Source organism: Odoribacter sp. N15.MGS-14, assembly GCF_000980245.1.
Classification (GTDB): domain Bacteria; phylum Bacteroidota; class Bacteroidia; order Bacteroidales; family Marinifilaceae; genus Odoribacter; species Odoribacter splanchnicus.
Genome location: NZ_LARE01000003.1, coordinates 20,464 through 37,624, shown reverse-complemented (window position 1 = coordinate 37,624; position 17,161 = coordinate 20,464). Strand labels below are relative to the sequence as shown.

The 17,161-nt window shown below is 42.9% G+C and carries 13 protein-coding genes, 1 pseudogene and 1 riboswitch; of the genes and pseudogenes, 6 read left to right on the top strand and 8 right to left on the bottom strand.

All coding sequences use genetic code 11. From position 1 onward, the window contains the following. Window positions 1–126: 126 nt before the first annotated feature. Window positions 127–616, bottom strand: a pseudogene (locus WS34_RS15315) (transposase); the annotation flags it as partial. Window positions 617–698: 82 nt separating this feature from the next. Between WS34_RS15315 and WS34_RS01125 the strand changes: the two are divergent. After that, the gene (locus WS34_RS01125) at window positions 699–1,220 is read left to right on the top strand and encodes a hypothetical protein (RefSeq protein ID WP_046402576.1); all 522 of its coding nucleotides are present in this window, start codon (window positions 699–701) and stop codon (window positions 1,218–1,220) included. A gap of 131 nt (window positions 1,221–1,351) precedes the next feature. On the opposite strand, the gene dnaG is transcribed toward WS34_RS01125, so the two are convergent. Beyond that, entirely contained in the window at window positions 1,352–3,289 is a 1,938-nt protein-coding gene (gene dnaG / locus WS34_RS01120) for a DNA primase (protein ID WP_022159569.1), read from the bottom strand. A gap of 140 nt (window positions 3,290–3,429) precedes the next feature. Here dnaG and WS34_RS01115 point away from each other — a divergent pair, with 140 nt between their 5' ends. From WS34_RS01115 to WS34_RS01095, 5 genes are all read left to right on the top strand, one after another. Further along, the gene (locus tag WS34_RS01115) at window positions 3,430–4,128 is read left to right on the top strand and encodes a TetR/AcrR family transcriptional regulator (protein ID WP_087383579.1); all 699 of its coding nucleotides are present in this window, start codon (window positions 3,430–3,432) and stop codon (window positions 4,126–4,128) included. Window positions 4,129–4,227: 99 nt separating this feature from the next. Further along, complete coding sequence (locus WS34_RS01110) at window positions 4,228–5,526, top strand: TolC family protein (RefSeq protein ID WP_013612710.1); 1,299 nt, start codon at window positions 4,228–4,230, stop codon at window positions 5,524–5,526. Between the two features lie 73 nt (window positions 5,527–5,599). Next, the gene (locus WS34_RS01105; RefSeq protein ID WP_013612711.1) at window positions 5,600–6,637 is read left to right on the top strand and encodes an efflux RND transporter periplasmic adaptor subunit; all 1,038 of its coding nucleotides are present in this window, start codon (window positions 5,600–5,602) and stop codon (window positions 6,635–6,637) included. A 29-nt stretch (window positions 6,638–6,666) separates the two neighbouring features. After that, a complete protein-coding gene (locus WS34_RS01100; RefSeq protein ID WP_046402572.1) occupies window positions 6,667–9,822 on the top strand; it encodes an efflux RND transporter permease subunit in 3,156 nt (1,051 codons plus the stop codon). A gap of 72 nt (window positions 9,823–9,894) precedes the next feature. Continuing rightward, entirely contained in the window at window positions 9,895–10,191 is a 297-nt protein-coding gene (locus WS34_RS01095) for a PG0541 family transporter-associated protein (RefSeq protein WP_013612713.1), read from the top strand. Between the two features lie 106 nt (window positions 10,192–10,297). Here WS34_RS01095 and WS34_RS01090 read toward each other — a convergent pair whose 3' ends face one another. The 6 genes from WS34_RS01090 to WS34_RS01065 all read right to left on the bottom strand — a co-directional run bounded on the left by WS34_RS01090 (window position 10,298) and on the right by WS34_RS01065 (window position 17,088). Beyond that, window positions 10,298–11,209 (bottom strand): YitT family protein, encoded by a 912-nt coding sequence (locus WS34_RS01090; protein WP_013612714.1) that lies wholly within the window; start codon window positions 11,207–11,209, stop codon window positions 10,298–10,300. Between the two features lie 208 nt (window positions 11,210–11,417). Next, on the bottom strand, window positions 11,418–11,933 hold the full coding sequence (nrdG, locus tag WS34_RS01085) for an anaerobic ribonucleoside-triphosphate reductase activating protein (RefSeq protein ID WP_013612716.1): 516 nt from the start codon (window positions 11,931–11,933) through the stop codon (window positions 11,418–11,420). Window positions 11,934–11,940: 7 nt separating this feature from the next. Then, complete coding sequence (locus WS34_RS01080) at window positions 11,941–14,148, bottom strand: anaerobic ribonucleoside triphosphate reductase (protein WP_022159565.1); 2,208 nt, start codon at window positions 14,146–14,148, stop codon at window positions 11,941–11,943. 98 nt (window positions 14,149–14,246) lie between these two features. After that, window positions 14,247–14,443: riboswitch (cobalamin riboswitch) on the bottom strand. A 241-nt stretch (window positions 14,444–14,684) separates the two neighbouring features. Further along, on the bottom strand, window positions 14,685–15,164 hold the full coding sequence (locus WS34_RS01075) for a C-GCAxxG-C-C family protein (RefSeq protein WP_022159564.1): 480 nt from the start codon (window positions 15,162–15,164) through the stop codon (window positions 14,685–14,687). Between the two features lie 64 nt (window positions 15,165–15,228). Continuing rightward, window positions 15,229–16,083, bottom strand: coding sequence for a PepSY-like domain-containing protein (locus tag WS34_RS01070; RefSeq protein ID WP_013612719.1), 855 nt, complete (start codon window positions 16,081–16,083; stop codon window positions 15,229–15,231). Between the two features lie 51 nt (window positions 16,084–16,134). Next, window positions 16,135–17,088, bottom strand: a complete 954-nt coding sequence (locus tag WS34_RS01065; RefSeq protein WP_013612720.1) for a tetratricopeptide repeat protein — start codon at window positions 17,086–17,088, stop codon at window positions 16,135–16,137. Between the last annotated feature and the right edge of the window lie 73 nt (window positions 17,089–17,161).

Sequence of the window (17,161 nt, the reverse complement as noted above, 5' to 3'; positions counted from 1 at the left end):
ATAGAAGTTTATACTTTTTAGGTCACAGTTCGTTTTCCATGCAGTGATAACACGAACACCGGAGACGAATAAGTAACGAACTATATTAATCTGCAAGTAAAATGAGAGAAAAAACTCCACCATAAGCTATTTTGTTTGCCGGGTAGATACAAATCCATCCACATAAGGAGGTCTGATTTGATTACGGCAAATGCTTGCCTGACGAGCTTGTTTGCAACAGTAATAAGAGCCACCTTGGAAGGTTTCCGTTGGCTTTCAATCGTGTGTAGCACTCTTTACAGGTTGTGTTACCACGTAATGCCGACCACGAGGCGACATATAGCAGTGAACGCAGGCTCACATCCCCGTTACGGTTTATCCCACCTTTGATGTGCACGGATGTTCCGGATTGCTGGTATGTCGGGCATATTCCGATAAAACGGGAAATTTGCTTGGCGTTATCGAAATAGGAGAATCCTCCGGTAGCGACAATCAAGGCCGTAGCCAAAGTGATACCAATTTCTTTGATGGATGTAAGAAGTTTAATCTGCCTGTCAAACTCTGACGAAGCCAGGTCTGCAAGTTCAGATTCCAAAGACTCTATTTGACTGGCCAAAAAAGAATATGTTAAAGCAATAAATAACAAGCTTATCTTTACAAAAAATAACTGTTTTGCTATAGATTCATTAAAAGTATGCCAGGAAGCCTACGAAGATTTATTGGCAAATCTCATAGATGTAAATAAAGTTATAGAGCAAGCAGAAAATGATTCACTTGAAATAAATTTGCAATATCCATTCCCAACTACATATTCAGCTTCTCACACAAGTTATATATTCACAAAACATAATACGACAAATAATTTAAATATTCTTTCCCCACGTTTAAAAGCTTCAAGCGAAGATGGAGGAACAACAGAAAGAAATGTATTGTTAGCTTCAATGGCAGCTAATAGTCATTGTTATTTCCAAAGTGGCACTGTTAACATAAAATCTATAACACATGTAAATATTTCCATTTTCTTTTGGTCTTTTATGATTTATGATGAGGTATGGGGACACCATAATGGTGCAAATGGATTAGGTGTAATTGGAGAAAATAATGGTAATTATGAATATGATTGGTTATATGCTTTAGATAATCACACAGGAAAATTTAATTGGGAATTTCGTAACGTATCTTCCAGTACAGATGGCGTTTCTATTAATCATAATTTTTTTGGTAAAAAAGTAAATCGATAGATCGGGATATTCAGTAAATATCCCTACCTAAAGATAAAAAAGTCAACTAATTCGCAATAATTTACACATGAATCAGTCGACTAATTTCCTAATATTTTAGGAATGTCCCTGGATCAACCACAGTTGTTTTGCTAAATCGTCCTTTTCAATTTCTCATTGATTCTGGAGCGGACTTTAATCATGGCATTCTTTTTCTTAATCCATTCGACAAGCCGTTCCATATCGCCTGCATTTTGAAATTCCAGAATCTTCTCGTCAGCCTCGCGGCAAAGGATTTCTATCCGGCGCATCTTATAATTATCTACAATTTTAGGCAATAGTTCGTCGAGCATCATCTCCTCGGTCCGCATCGAGGAATCTTTCAGGGTCCAAAGTTTACTCAATTCATAGGGTTCGCTCAGAATATCCGCGACAAGTTCACAAATCGACACATCCGGGTTGCCGATAAAATACTTAGAAGGGATAAATCCAGGATTCCGATAATTCTTCCGGTATTCATTCTGAATTTCTCTCAAACGGGGATTCAACATTTCCAGTTCGTCCTCAGCCAGTTCGTGAATGATATATTCCCCGACAGTAACCGAATAAGGCATCCCGTCACGCTCTTCTTCGTAAAGCTCCTGTCCTCCGAAGAGCAACAAATAACGCACCAACACCATTTCTTCGGTGTCGCAAGGCGTCACCTGAACAGTCTTGGCCGGAGTCAGAGTCACCCGAGGGGGCTGTTGAGTGGGCGATTTATAGGGCAAAGGGATCGGATCACCGACTTTTTCTTTCCGGATACGGGCGATCTCATTGTAAAGGAGCTTTTCTTCCACCTTCATTTGGTTCGCTGTCTCCTGAACATATACCGAACGGGTGATCGTATCGGGAATCAACGAAATACTCCTGACGATATCTGTAATCAACTTCGCTCTTTCTATCGGATCACTACCCGCTTGTGTCAACAATAATTTTGTCTTGAAATGAATAAAATCCGTTTCATGCCCGGAGATATACTCCAACACTTCTTCGGCAGTATGCGCCTGCGCATAGGAATCGGGGTCCTCGCCGTCGGGCAAGGACACGACACGGACATTCAATCCCTCTTCGAGTACCAGGTCGATCCCGCGTAGAGACGCTTTTATTCCCGCAGCATCACCGTCATAGATGATCGTTACATTCGGGGTCAAACGGCGGATCAGACGGATTTGTTCGATCGTCAGAGAAGTACCCGAAGAAGCCACGGTATTTTCTATCCCCTTTTGGTGAAAAGAGATCACATCGAGATATCCCTCTACCAAATAACAACGATTGTGCTGTACAATACTTTTCTTGGCAAAATAGATCCCGTACAGCGTACGGCTCTTGTGGTAAATCTCAGACTCCGGAGAGTTGAGGTATTTGGCACTTTTCTTATCGTTGGTCATAATCCGGCCACCGAAAGCAATGATCTTACCGGCCAAATCACGAATCGGGAACATCACCCTGGCACGGAAACGATCGAACAGTCCGCGTTCCGATTCTATGGTCAGTCCCGTTTTTACCAAAAACTCTTTTTTATATCCTTTTTCTAAAGCTGCTTTCGTGAAACCGTCCCAAGCTTCGGGACAATACCCCAGACCGAATTTCTCGATCGTCCGATCATCCAATCCCCGACGGCGAAAATACCCCAACCCCACCGATTTCCCTTCATCGGTATGCAACAATTGCTGTACGAAAAATTCTTCGGCATAATTGGTCACGATCAGCATACTTTCCCGCTCGCTCTTCTCTTGCTTTTCGTGTTCCGAGAGCTCTTTTTCTTCGATGATAATATTATATTTAGCCGCCAGCCAACGCAAAGCCTCGACATAAGACAATTGTTCATGTTCCATAATGAAATTCACCGCATTCCCGCCTTTCCCGCATCCGAAGCATTTATAAATACCCTTCGACGGGGAGACCGTAAAAGAACCTGTTTTTTCATTATGAAAAGGACAACAGCCCACATAATTCACCCCTCTCTTCTTCAGACTTACAAAGTCGGAAATCACTTCGTAAATATCTGCAGCATCGAAAATCTTCTGTATCGTCGCTTGATCAATCATAGTACAAAGGTAAGAGGTAAAAAGGAAAAAGATAAAAGGTAAAAGGTAAAAAGTAAAAGGTTTTTCTATTTATTATATTTCACAGTATTTTAACTACATTACAATCACGCTTTGGCACAATATTTGTACTTTTGCGTCCCATGGAAACGATATATATTCAAAACGTTTTCATGTGCAAATTTAATTTTATCATGACAGAAAGCGAATTTAATCGGACAAGAGAAGAACTATTAGAAAATATTTCTGAGTTATTTTTAAAATATGGCTTAAGAAGTACTTCAATGGACGATATCTGTTCGCATCTCAAGATCTCGAAAAAAACTTTATACCAATATTTCAGTAATAAAGACGATCTTGTCGAACAGATCATGATGCACCGTAGAAATAATTACCGTACACAGAAGGATATCGAAGAACTGAAACAACATAATTCTATAGAGATCATGTTGACGATCAGAGACCATATCATCCGGAGCTTCAACAGCAGGATGCCGGCGAATTTATTCGATTTAAAGAAATACCATCCGGATGTTTATCAACGAGTAAATAACAAAGATCAGATTTTTATCCAAAATTTATTTAACGAAGTGATCGACAAAGGGATACGGGATGGTTATTTCCGGTCTGATATCAATCGTGAGATCCAGGTCTACCTGTTTGTAAAGCAAATGTCTCTCATCGGTGAGCCGGAAATGATCAGTGAATTGAAATATCCGATTTCTACGATCGTCTCTACGATTGTAGAAAATATTATCCGCAGTTTCGCGACTCCCCAAGGGATGCATGAATTGGAACATTTACTTTATAATAAACCTCATGAAAAAACAACTAAGCCATGAAAAAGAACAGATCTAACTTTCCCAGGAGCTATGCTGTTTAGCTGAATTTCGGGATATAAACGTGTATAATCAAAATCAAAAATCTAATAATTAAAGAGAATGAAAAGAGGAGTATTAATCATTTTTGTTGCGATTCTCATTCCGTGTTTGCTGCAAGCCCAGACCACACCGAATGATCCCCAGCGTCTGACGCTAGAACAAGCGGTAAATTTTGCCGTAGAGCACAACAAAGAACTACAGGCATCCCAAATGAATATCGAATTGAGAAATAAAATGGTGACAGAAGCCATTTCTCAAGGTTTGCCTCAAATCAACGGCGATCTGAACTATAGCACCAATTTCAGATATAAGATGAGTTTCCCTGGATCGGAATCGTCTACCGTACTGAAAGACCAGTCGAGCGTCGGGGTTACCGTTAACCAACTGCTATTCAGTGGTGAATGGATATTGGGAATACAAACCAGTAAGATTGCTAAACTGATTGCTTCTCAGCAAGTGGATGTAACCGAATTGGATATTAAAGAAACGGTTTATAATTCGTATTATACCATCCTGGTGAGCGAACGCCTGATGGAAATCGTAAAGCAGAACCTGGAAAATATGAGCCAGATACAGCGTCATACCGAAAATATGCTGGCAGCAGGTACTGCCGAGCCGACAGACGTCGATCAGATCCGCATCACTGTCGGACAGTTGAAAAACAGCCTTCTGGCTATGCAACGGACAGTAGACGTAAACTATAATTTACTGCGCCTGCAACTGGGTTTACAAGCCGGGACTCCGATCACCCTGGCCGATCAACTGGATAATTTTCTGGAAGTCGGTAATTTCCTGAAACTGGCCGGCCAGGAATTCGATATCAACCAGAATGCCCAATACAAACTGATGGAGACCCAGGAGGAATTACAAAAGAAAATGGTAGGATTGAAAAAATGGGCTTATTCACCGACGATCTCTGCAAACTACGGTTACACCTATAAAATCCTGAAACCTAGCTTGGATTTCAGTCCGAAACATTCAGCTACCATTACGATGAGTATTCCTATTTTTTCAGGTCTGCAACGTAAAGCGCAGCTCGATCAGGAGAAAATCACGCTGGAACAAACCACGCTGAACAAGAGTTTATTGGCAGATCAATTGAACTTACAGGAAGAGCAATATAAATTCGCCCTGAAAAATGCTTTGGAAGATTATAACCTGCAAAGTGAGAATATTCAGGTTGCCCGGAAAGTGCTGGAAAATTACCAGTATAAATACAATGCCGGAGCCGTATCCAGTTTAGATCTGACCCAGGCCAACAATAATTACCTGACCGCAGAAAACAACTATACTTCGGCTTGTTTAACATTATTACAGGCACAAACTCAACTGGAGAAACTGTATAACGAGCTAAAATAATCAGGAGTGAATAGTCGGAAAGCGATCTTTTAGCTCTGTAATTGAAAAAGAAACAAATTAAATATTGAAAACAATGATAAAGAACGTAATTTTATCTACCCTCGCGATTGCTGTATTAGCCGGTTGTTCAGGAAAGAAAGATTCTGACAAAGATACCAGCGTAGTTGAAGCTATCCCGGTGAAAGTTCAAAAACTGGAAAAAGAAAACATTGCCCGTACCCTGGACTACACAGCAAATTTACAGGCAGACGAGCAAGTGTATTATGCACCTGCAGCTACCGGACGTATTGAAAAAATCTATGTAGAAGTTGGGGACCGGATTAAAAAAGGACAATTATTAGTCGAAATGGACCGGACGAATCTGCAACAAGCCGAAGTCCAGTTAAAAAATCTGGAAACCGAATACAACCGGGCTAAAATGCTGAATGAAACTCAGAGTATCAGTAAGCAAGCCTACGATGCTGCAGTGACCCAATATGAGGTAGCTAAATCGAACGTAGACTTCCTGAAAGAAAATACCCGGATGTTGGCTCCTTTCAACGGAGTAGTGACCGGAAAATATTTCGAAAACGGAGAAGTATATACAGGAGCTGCTTTCGGTGGTGCTTCCAAACCATCGATCATTGCAATTGAAAAAATCAATCCCCTGAAAGCCTACGTAAATCTTTCGGAACAATATTTCTTATCGGTAAAGAAAGGCACGAAAGTAGAATTGAAAAGTAGCCTTTACCCCGACCGGATATTCGAAGGACAGGTAAGTATCGTTTATCCGACGATCGATCCGGCTTCGAGAACTTTCACCGTTGAAGTGAAGATTCCGAACGATGACGAAGCATTACGTCCCGGTATGTACGGAACCATCAATTTCTTTATCGGAAATACCGAAACCGTTGTTGTTCCTGCTATCGCTGTGTTGAAACTTCAGGGTGCGAATGACCGCTACGTATTCATCAACAAAGACGGTAAAGCCAAAAGAGTATCCGTGAATTTAGGGAAGCGTTTTGAAGATAAGATCGAATTGATCAGCGACGAAATCCAGGAAGGAGACGAATTAATCGTTGTCGGTCAGGGACGTGTTATCGACGGTTCACCCATTACTATCACTCAATAAGATAAATACATCAAATAAATAGTAAGAATATGAGTATATACAATACAGCGGTCAACAAGCCTATTTCCACATTAATGGTATTTATCGCCATTATGGTATTAGGTGTTGCCTCTTATATACAGTTGCCGGTGGACCAATACCCTAAGATGGACCCGCCCTACCTCACAGTGATGGCAACTTATCCGGGAGCGAATGCTTCGGATATTGAGGAAAATGTAACCAAAATCCTGGAAGATCAATTGAACTCCGTAGATAATCTGAAAGAGATGACCTCTACGTCCTATGACAACTTAGGAGTAATCTCTCTGGAGTTCGAATGGGAAGCCAATCTGGACGAAGCATCCAACGACGTACGTGACGCTGTCGATAAAGCAATGCAAAATTTGCCGGACGATATCGACCGACCGACCATTATGCGTTTCAACACGTCTATGATGCCGATCCTGATTTATGCCGTCACGGCCGACCAATCTTATCCCGGTATAGACAAGATTCTGGATGACAAACTGATCACCCGTTTGAACCGGGTAGACGGTGTAGCTTCTGTGATCGTTGCCGGAGCACCGGAACGTGTGGTTTATGTCGATTTAGACCCGAATAAACTGGATGCTTACAACCTGACTCTCGAACAGATCGGTAACAAAATTCTGGCAGAGAACAAGGATGTTTCTTCCGGTAATGTGAAAATGGGGCTGATGGACTATGCTTTGCGTATAGAGGGTGAATTCGAGGAAAGCGACCAGATCAAAAATATCGTACTCGGCACTCAAAACAATAAAACCATCTATTTGCATGATGTTGCTGTCGTGCGGGATACGATCAAAGACATCACACTGGAACAAACGATCAACCGGGGACGCGGTGGTGTACTGATGATCACCAAACAAACCGACGCCAATGCCGTTGCCGTAGCTAAAGAAGCGAAAAAGCAACTGGAATTGGCAATGAAAGAATTGCCTTCGGACATCAACTTCCAAATCATTTCGGATAACTCGGACTTTATCGTAAAGTCGATCAACAACCTGCAGGAAACATTGATGTACGCTTTGATCTTTGTGGTATTGGTCGTATTTCTGTTCTTAGGACGATGGAGGGCCACCTTTATCATTGCTCTGACCATCCCGATCTCACTGATTGTCGCCTTCATCTATTTGTTTGCAACGGGTGAGTCTCTGAACGTAATTTCACTGTCCTCCCTCTCTATTGCAATCGGTATGGTGGTAGACGATGCCATCGTAGTGTTGGAAAACGTAACGAAACATATCGACCGGGGAAGCCGGCCACGTGAAGCAGCCAAATACGGAACGAATGAAGTATGGTTGTCTGTAATCGTCACCACACTGGTAACCGTAGCTGTGTTCTTCCCGCTGACCCTGGTAACCGGAATGACCGGAATCTTGTTCAAACAGTTGGGATGGATCGTTTGTATCACCGTATGTACCTCGACACTGACGGCTATTTCTCTGACTCCTATGCTTTGTTCACAATTAATGCGGATACAGGAAAAGACCAGTAACAGCAAGTTCAGCTTTTACAATTTCGTATCCCGGCAATTGGATAGGCTGGATTCAGGTTATGAAAGACTGATCCGTTGGGTACTGCATCATAAAACATTCGTCATTTGTTTCATGACTGCCATCTTCCTGGGGTCTTGTAGCCTTACGCGTTTTATCAAAACCGACTTTATGCCGCAGAACGACCAGAGCAATATGACTGTATATGCAAAAATGCAATCCGGCCAACGGGTAGAAGAGACGAAAAGAGTCGCTTTACAGATCGACTCAATGATCCGGGCAGATATACCGGAAATTACGATCATCAACTTGTCGTACGGTAGTGAAGAAGAAGCTTCCTTCGCTTCTATGATGAACAGTACCGGTAACAATATCCTGAATATGCGTTTACGTACCGTAGATATTAAAGACCGTGAACGGAGTATTTTCGTCATTGCCGACCAGGTTCGTTCTATCTTGAAGAGTTTCCCGGATGTACTGCAATATACAGTCAGTACCTCATCCAGCGGTGGTTCTATGGGTAGCAACTCTGTCGATATCGAAATTATGGGTCACGATTTCAACACAACCACCCGTTTGGCTCAGGATATCGCAGTGAAAGCCCGTCAGATCCCGGGAGCCGAAGATATCAAAATCAGCCGGGACGACGATAAAGCCGAACTCCAGATTGCTTTAGATCAGGATAAACTGGCTCGTCATGGTTTGACCACTTCAGAAGTCGGTTCTTATGTCCGTAACCGGATCTACGGTTTCCGTAACAGTAAATTCAAAGAAGACGGAGAAGAATACGACATCATCGTCCGCCTGGATGAGAAATACCGTTCTTCTCTGACGGAGATCGAAAATATCCTGATCATAGACGGCCACGGCGAAAAAATACGTCTGAAAGAATTGGGTGAAATCAAAGAGTACTTCTCACCGCCAAATATCGAGCGTAAAAGTAAACAGCGTATCCTGAAAGTGTCTATCACTCCGGCAGCTGGCGTAGCTTTAGGAGATATCGCACAGGCATCACAACAGATTATCGACAATCTGGAAGATGTACCTCAGGATGTCAGTCTTTACATCGGTGGTAACTACGAAGACCAGCAGGAATCCTTCAGTTCTTTGATCTGGCTGTTACTGTTGTCCCTGATGTTGGTATACATTGTGATGGCCGCTCAGTTCGAATCTTTCAAGATGCCGTTCATTATCATGTTGGCCATTCCGTTTGCATTCACAGGAGTAATTCTGGCCCTGTTGCTCACGAACACCACCTTGAGTATCGTGGCTGCCTTAGGTGCTATTATGTTGGTCGGTATCGTGACGAAGAACGGTATTGTGTTGATCGACTTTATCAACCTGATGCGTGAAAGAGGTATTCGCTTGTACGATGCTATTGCACAAGCTTGTCGTTCCCGTCTGCGTCCGGTATTGATGACCTCTTTGACTACGATTCTGGGTATGGTACCGATGGCGATCAGTGCAGGTGAAGGTTCCGAAACCTGGCGGCCAATGGGTATCGCAGTAATCGGTGGTATGGTTTTCTCCACCATCATTACGATGATCATCGTCCCGGCCGTATACGCTGCTATGGACAAAAGCGGTAGCCGTGACAAGAAAAAGGCACTGGCCAAAGAATTTAAATTTATGAAAGACTTCGATCCTGAAAAAGATCTACCCAAAAAGTAATCGATAATGCAGATTTACAGTTTCAGACCGATATTAAAGTCTGAAATTGTAAATCAAAAATCAAAATCAAATATGAAGAAAGCAGTATTCATAACATACAACCAAGCCCTGACAGAGCGAGTAGCTTTTCTCCTCGATCAATTACAGATCAAAGGATTTACACAATGGCCTCTGGTTAACGGAGCAGGAACAGAAACCGGAGAACCTCGTATGGGATCTCATACCTGGCCGGAAATGAACTCCGCCACCATTACCATCGTCGAAGAAGAAATGGTGCCCCTGATTCTGAAATACGTCAAAGCGTTGGATGAAGTAAACAAAGAAAACGGTATCCGGGCTTTTGTCTGGGATATTACCGATATGTATTAATCCGAAAACTCAATAGGGTCTGCGCAAAGCAACTGCACAGACCCTATTCAAAAATTCTCTTTCTTAACCACAACCGACAATCTGCCTAAGTGGCAGTAAAATAGTTTCAACTTTCTTTCAGCGGTTTAAAGCCGCGTCCCAGAATTTCTTTCGAATCGATTACGTTGATAAAGGCTTCGGGGTCGATTTCTGCAATCCGATGCCGTAAAATCATCATTTCACGACGTGTGAGGATGGTGTAGATCATATTGCGGCTTTCTCCCCGATACATACCGACAGCCGGCAATAAGGTAGCTCCCCGGTTGATATCCTTGATAATAACATCCTTCACCGGATCTAACTTATCAGTGACAATCATCAGGGTCTTATGTACAGCAGCACCGTCGATTACCAGATCGATCACTTTTCCTTCGATAAATACGATAATCCAGGAATACATCGGTAAACGCCAGTCACCGAAAGCAACAACCGTCGACAACGTAATGGTACAGTCGACAATAATCACCAAAGTTCCAAGCGATATGTGGGTATATTTATTCAAAATCATAGAAATGATATCGGATCCTCCGGAAGTTGCCCGTGCCTTAAAGATCATACCGATCCCGATACCATAAACAATTCCTCCGAAAATAGCGGACAACAACTGTTCGTTCAGTAACGTACGATCCGTAATACCGGGCTCCAACAAGGCATCATAGCCGTATAAATAGTGGATGAGACGCATAAATGCCGGAATAGCGAACGTACAGATAATGGTTTTTACCCCGAACATACCTCCCAAAAAGTAAATTCCCAACAAGAGTAAAGGAACGTCCATACACAGGGCTGCAATTTCAGTCTCCCACCCCCACAAATGGTGAAATACCATAGACAATCCGTAAGTTCCTCCGGGAGCAAACCCATAAGGCTCAGCAAACATCACCGCCCCCAAGGCAAAAACAAAACATCCGCCCAACAACCAGGCATAGGTTATAAAAAAATCTTTAGAGAGAAATTTCTCTTTCGTAACAAATCCCATATTGACTTTAGATTTATGATTTTGATTTATGATTTAACGCTGCCAAAATTACGAATTGTTTTCGGCATTTTCTTGGCATAAAATATTTTCAACATGTTTTGTTTATATCTGTATATCAATCTATTAAACAACAAGACACAGGCATATTTATACAAGAAAGAGCATATTTATACAAAAACAGGAAATCGCATTGAAAACGATTGAAGCCCTATACGGCAATAACAGGATAAGGTGAGTAATCGTAAAGTTGTATTTTCCCTTTCAAGAGGGATTCAGGAACATCGATCAGCCGTTGATTGCTACTTCCCCTGAAAAGCAAATCGGTATCCCGCAAATGCTGATTAAAACGTCCATCTACCAAAACATCGATATAAGGCAAGATTTGTGCCAACCGGGCAGACCGGCACACCTCTTCGTAGCGATAACCGGTATAACACCAAATATTCTTTTTGCTTTTGTTTTTAATCAACTTAGCCAATTCAGTAAATGCTTCAACTTGCTCCAAAGGGTCTCCCCCACTAAAAGTAATATTTGAAAAAGGATCGGTCAGCAAGCGTTCGGCCACCTCTTCTACTCCGACCGCATGCCCATGCTCACGTTCCCAGGATTGGGGATTATGACAACCGGGGCAATGATGCCGGCATCCTGCCGCATAGAGAGAGGTCCGGAATCCCGGACCATCTACCACGGTATCTTCGATAATATCCAATAAAAACAGGTTCATCGCTAAACTAATTATGTCTGACCCGATCATTCAATTCAGCCAGTTTCGCCTGATTCCAGCGATTTGTCGTACCGACCAGATATCCGGTAATCCGTTGCAGGCGATCGATATGATGTCCTCCGCAATTGGGGCATTCTTCCAAACCGTCGGTCGCGTCTTCATGTCCACAATCCATACAGCGGTTACGGTTGTGATTGACAGAACAATACCCCATATTATAGCGGTCCATCATGTCTACCACCGACATAATCGCATCCGGGTTGTGGGTTGCATCTCCATCGATCTCTACATAGAAGATATGCCCTCCGCGGGTCAGATCATGATAAGGAGCTTCTATTTCTGCTTTATGCCGGGCACTGCATCGATAATAGACAGGCACATGATTCGAGTTCGTGTAATATTCCCGGTCGGTCACTCCCGGGATGATTCCGAAACTCTTTTTATCCTTCTGAGTGAATCTCCCGCTCAATCCTTCGGCAGGAGTAGCCAATACACTATAATTGTGCTGCCAGCGCTCCGAAAATTCATTCGCTTTATCCCGGAAACGGGTTATAATTCGGATCCCTAACTGCTGTGCAGCCGGATCTTCTGCATGGTGCTTACCTGTCAACGCGACCAAACATTCGGCCAAACCGATAAAACCGATCCCCAGTGTCCCTTGATTTATAACACTCTCTATCGTATCTTCAGGTTTCAACTTCTCCGCTCCTACCCACAGAGAACTCATTAAGAGAGGGAATTGCTTTGCCCGGGCAGTTTTCTGAAACTCAAACCGACGATGTAATTGCAAAGCCGTCAACTCAAGGAGTTCGTCCAATTTCGAGAAAAATGTCCGGATTCTTTCTTCCCGTTCGGAAATATCCATACATTCGATAGCCAGACGTACAATGTTTATCGTCGAGAAAGAAAGATTTCCCCTACCGATGGAAGTCTTCTCTCCGAAGCGGTTTTCAAAAACCCGGGTCCGGCATCCCATGGTAGCCGTCTCATAGCGAAAACGCTCCGGATCGTCGGCTTTCCACAATTCATGCCGGTTAAAAGTAGCGTCCAGGTTGATGAAGTTGGGAAAAAAACGCCGGGCACTGACTTTACAAGCAAAAACATATAAGTCGTAATTGGGATCCTGAGGTAAATAATTCACGCCCCGTTTCTTTTTCCAGATCTGAATCGGAAAGATAGCCGTACCTCCGCTTCCCACTCCCCGATAGGTAGAGGTCAGCATTTCCCGAATAATACAACGGCCTTCGGCAGAAGTATCCGTACCGTAATTGACAGAACTGAAAACAACCTGATTGCCTCCCCGGCTATGAATGGTATTCATATTATGGATAAAAGCCTCCATAGACTGATGTACACGACTTACCGTCCGGTTGATCGCATGTTGTAAAACCCGCTCATCCCCGCTCAAACCGTCCAGCTCAATCCGGACATAATCTTTGATGGGAAAATGGTACAGGTGTTTGTAATCTTCGCCGGTAATCTCTTCCAATACTTTCACCTCTTCGATAAAACTATTCCGCACATAAGGTGCCAGATAAAAATCAAAAGCCGGAATCGCCTGTCCGCCATGCATTTCATTCTGAGCCGTCTCGAGCGAAATGCAACCGAGGATGCTAGCCGTCTCGATCCGTTTTGCCGGACGGGATTCACCATGACCGACATAGAATCCGTTTTTCAGGATCTTATCCAAGGGATGCTGTACGCAGGTGAGACTTTTGGTCGGATAATAATCTTTATCGTGTATGTGCAGATATCCTTGCCGAACGGCATTTTTTACTTCTTCTACCAACAAATAATCGTCGACAAACGGCTTTGTCGTTTCACTGGAAAATTTCATCATCATCCCGGCAGGCGTATCCGCATTCATATTGGCATTTTCCCGGGTCACCTCATTCGATTTCGTCTCTATGATTTCCAAAAAGATATCCCGGGTTTTCGCTTTACGGGCCACACTACGCTGATTCCGGTAAGCAATATATAATTGAGCCACATCTTTACGGCGGCTCTTCATCAATTCGATTTCCACACAGTTTTGAATATCTTCGACACTCATCTGCTCCTGTCCCCGGCAAGCGATACGATCGGCAATTTCATGTGCCAATTGCATATCTTCTCCTTTATCGGTATGCAGCATCGCTCTTCTCACTGCAGCAACGATTTTCTCCTCATTAAAGCCAACTACACGGCCATCTCTTTTCAATACAGTCTGAATCATTATTTTACTTTTTAATCATAAACCGATAACTCATAAGGCAAGGAGAGGACAAAAAAAAGACAAGCGAATCCTTCTTTCCGGCCTTTCCTCGAAAGCCTCAGAAAACAATAATTACGGCAGGTCTTCTGACTTACTTCCGGTTTAAACAACCTTCCCGCCAATAACGGCAGTGGTTCTTCTCGGGTTTAAACCGCTCTACGGAGCTTACAGCAGCGGGACTGTCCGGGATTCTCACCCGATTCCCTTTTCATCTCATCCCTACGCTAGGATAAGAACCGAAATCAAGACAAAAATAGAAAGTTTTTTACGAAGAGAAAAATATTTTCAGAAACTTTTCTGACATTTTTTCAAAGTAACAGATTATCAAAGTTTTCCAATACAAATCTTTTAATCTAGAATCCGGCACATTCAAACTACTGATAATCAACATATAACTACAAAACAAAATTCAAATCATCAAGCAATCAAACATTTAAAAGTTTTCCAAAATAAAAATCCAAAAATTAATCGAGTTAATATTTTTCAGCATTGATATTTTATTCTTCGTCTTTTACTTTTGATTTTTCATTTTGTAGATATTCCACCCAAATTCGGGCTGCTTCTTCCACTGTTTTGAGACAAGGACGTTTTTTATAATATTCGGGTGTCCGGGCTTCAGGCACCGGATCGAACCCGATTCTTGAGGGAGTCACCCCCAACAATTCACCGCAGATCAACGAACCGTTACGCTTCACAAATTTCTCTGCCAATTGTTGTACCAGTCTATAATTCGCTTCTTTCCCTTCCCTATCTTTTCCCTCTACACAACCTGTTTCGAGGCCTGCCAATATAAACATTCCGCAAGCAGCACCGCAAGTCATTCTCATCCGACCGATCCCTCCACCGAACGAAGCCGACATCCGTAATGCCTGTTCGAAAGTATAACCATACTCGTCTGCAAAAGCAGCACATACCGACTGTGAACAATTGTAGCCTTGCCGGAATAATTCGACGGCACGCTGTATCCGGTCTTCCATCATCCTATTTTTTAATGTCCGGCAAAAGTAACGAAAGACCGTGAGAATAGGAAATCTATTTCTTCTATTGCGTAATAATATTCCCTTGCAAATCTATATCCAAAGCCATATCGAGTCCCGGTTGTTGTTTAGGGGTCAAAACAAAATGATACCGATCTCCCTGAGGGAATTGCCGATAGTCGACGCTCCGTACGGTATAGTTTTCATAAGCGGTACTATTCAGGACTTCTTTCACTACCGCAGGGACTTCGGAAAACAATACCGGCCATTCTGTATACTGCCAGTTCATCGAGCGATCGAAATAGATTTGTTTAGCTTCGTTGCCGTCCAGCATATTCGCCTGATATGCCCCGTCGGACCATTTCCCGACTTCAGTCAGTAAAGCCTGCCTATAATTTTGAGTAACAAAAGTAAGAATCGTCTGAGGAATATCGTTTCCACTATAATCTTCAACGACTGCCCGGTGCAGATAAGCTTCGGCATCAGCCCAAATCGTCACCTCATTCGCCCCGTTCTCCAATTCCACCGCATACCAATCGGGATAATTTTTCCGTTCGAGCACTTCTGTAGCCGCATCCGGCGTCCATAAAGTAGGAGGATAATCAATGCTATTGGCAATAAAATCTTTTATCGCAGCAGGAACCGAGGTATAAGTGACCGCATATTCTGCCTGCAACCAGATCCCGGAGGTATTGAACCAGGCTTCATATTCACGTCCGTTCAAGGTAAAGTCGGCCTCCCGGAAAACTCCTTTAGATTCCCATTCTACACCGGTAGCACCCGGATATTTAGCCTGAAAAGCCAATTCTACCGCTTTCCCCGGCCTATCGTCATCTTTATCCGAAGCATCGTCCCGGCAAGCAACGAACATACCCGAACCCAAAAATCCAAGTAATACAACTATTAATCTCGTTTTCATATTCTTTCGTTTTTTCTATTCCTTACGAAAAAAGAAAGAAAATGTTCGAGCTTATAAAATCCGATTCGAATACATGTCTTCGAAGTTAGAAAACTTTCCGTTTATTTTCTGTGCTTCTTCTCCTTCGGGATTCAGTTCGAGTGCTTTTTTCAAATCTTCGACAGAACCGTTTTTATCTCCTTTCATCAGTTTTGCCCGTCCCCGCTCACTGTAAGCACGCGCAAACTCCGGTTTCAATTCTATCGCTTCATCGAATAGTTCGATGGCCTTATCCGGTTGTTCACGGGCAATATAAAGCGTTCCCAGTTGCAGATACGCTTGTTCGTTAAAAGGATTCAGCCCGGTCACCACTTCATAATCCTGCTCTGCAGCCTGATCGTCACCCAAAGCTTCATGCAGACGCCCCCGGATCAAAAAAGCGTTTTCTTCTTCGGGCATCAAACCGATCACCTTTTCGATATCCTGTAATCCATCTTTATAATCCCGAGTAGACAGCATCATCTCTGCCCTCAGCAACAATGCTTCGGCAAAATCCTCCTTTATCGTAATCGCCTGAGACAAAGAGACGATCGTTCCCAATACATCGCCAGCAGCTTTTTTAGCCTTCGCAGCCAGATAATAAGCCGAAGCATTGGTTGCATCCAAAGCAATTACCCGGTTACAATCGGCAATGGCCGCTTCATATTTTTCAGCCATAAAATTCAGGTTGGCCCTCATTAACAAGACAGGAATATTATCAGGCTCGATATCGACCAAACGTCCTGCCGTTTCTATCGCTTCTTCCATCCGATCTTCGCGGTTATAGGCCCCGACCAAATGTTCGAGTACTTCCACATCCTCTTTCAATTTCAATGCTTCATTGAAACAACGGATAGCATAAGTATTCTTACCGATCTTCAATGCTTTGATACCATCGTATTTCAATACATCGAAATTGCGGTTCAATTTAGTCTCTTCGGATTCATCTGTTTCTCCGAAGAATAAAGATTTCAGAAAATTAGCCATATCGATTCAGCGTTTAATCACCATTTCATCGACAAAATTAAGCATTTTTATATTTCCTGCCAGCAAAAATAGA

Bases quoted from the DNA above. Each gene is read 5' to 3' on its own strand.
- WS34_RS01095 (WP_013612713.1), top strand. From the start codon at position 9,895: ATGAAGAAAGCAGTATTCATAACATACAACCAAGCCCTGACAGAGCGA.
- WS34_RS01100 (WP_046402572.1), top strand. From the start codon at position 6,667: ATGAGTATATACAATACAGCGGTCAACAAGCCTATTTCCACATTAATG.
- WS34_RS01075 (WP_022159564.1), bottom strand. From the start codon at position 15,164: ATGGAAGACCGGATACAGCGTGCCGTCGAATTATTCCGGCAAGGCTAC.
- WS34_RS01090 (WP_013612714.1), bottom strand. From the start codon at position 11,209: ATGGGATTTGTTACGAAAGAGAAATTTCTCTCTAAAGATTTTTTTATA.
- WS34_RS01080 (WP_022159565.1), bottom strand. From the start codon at position 14,148: ATGATTCAGACTGTATTGAAAAGAGATGGCCGTGTAGTTGGCTTTAAT.
- WS34_RS01065 (WP_013612720.1), bottom strand. From the start codon at position 17,088: ATGGCTAATTTTCTGAAATCTTTATTCTTCGGAGAAACAGATGAATCC.
- nrdG (WP_013612716.1), bottom strand. From the start codon at position 11,933: ATGAACCTGTTTTTATTGGATATTATCGAAGATACCGTGGTAGATGGT.
- dnaG (WP_022159569.1), bottom strand. From the start codon at position 3,289: ATGATTGATCAAGCGACGATACAGAAGATTTTCGATGCTGCAGATATT.
- WS34_RS01105 (WP_013612711.1), top strand. From the start codon at position 5,600: ATGATAAAGAACGTAATTTTATCTACCCTCGCGATTGCTGTATTAGCC.
- WS34_RS01115 (WP_087383579.1), top strand. From the start codon at position 3,430: ATGGAAACGATATATATTCAAAACGTTTTCATGTGCAAATTTAATTTT.
- WS34_RS01070 (WP_013612719.1), bottom strand. From the start codon at position 16,083: ATGAAAACGAGATTAATAGTTGTATTACTTGGATTTTTGGGTTCGGGT.
- WS34_RS01110 (WP_013612710.1), top strand. From the start codon at position 4,228: ATGAAAAGAGGAGTATTAATCATTTTTGTTGCGATTCTCATTCCGTGT.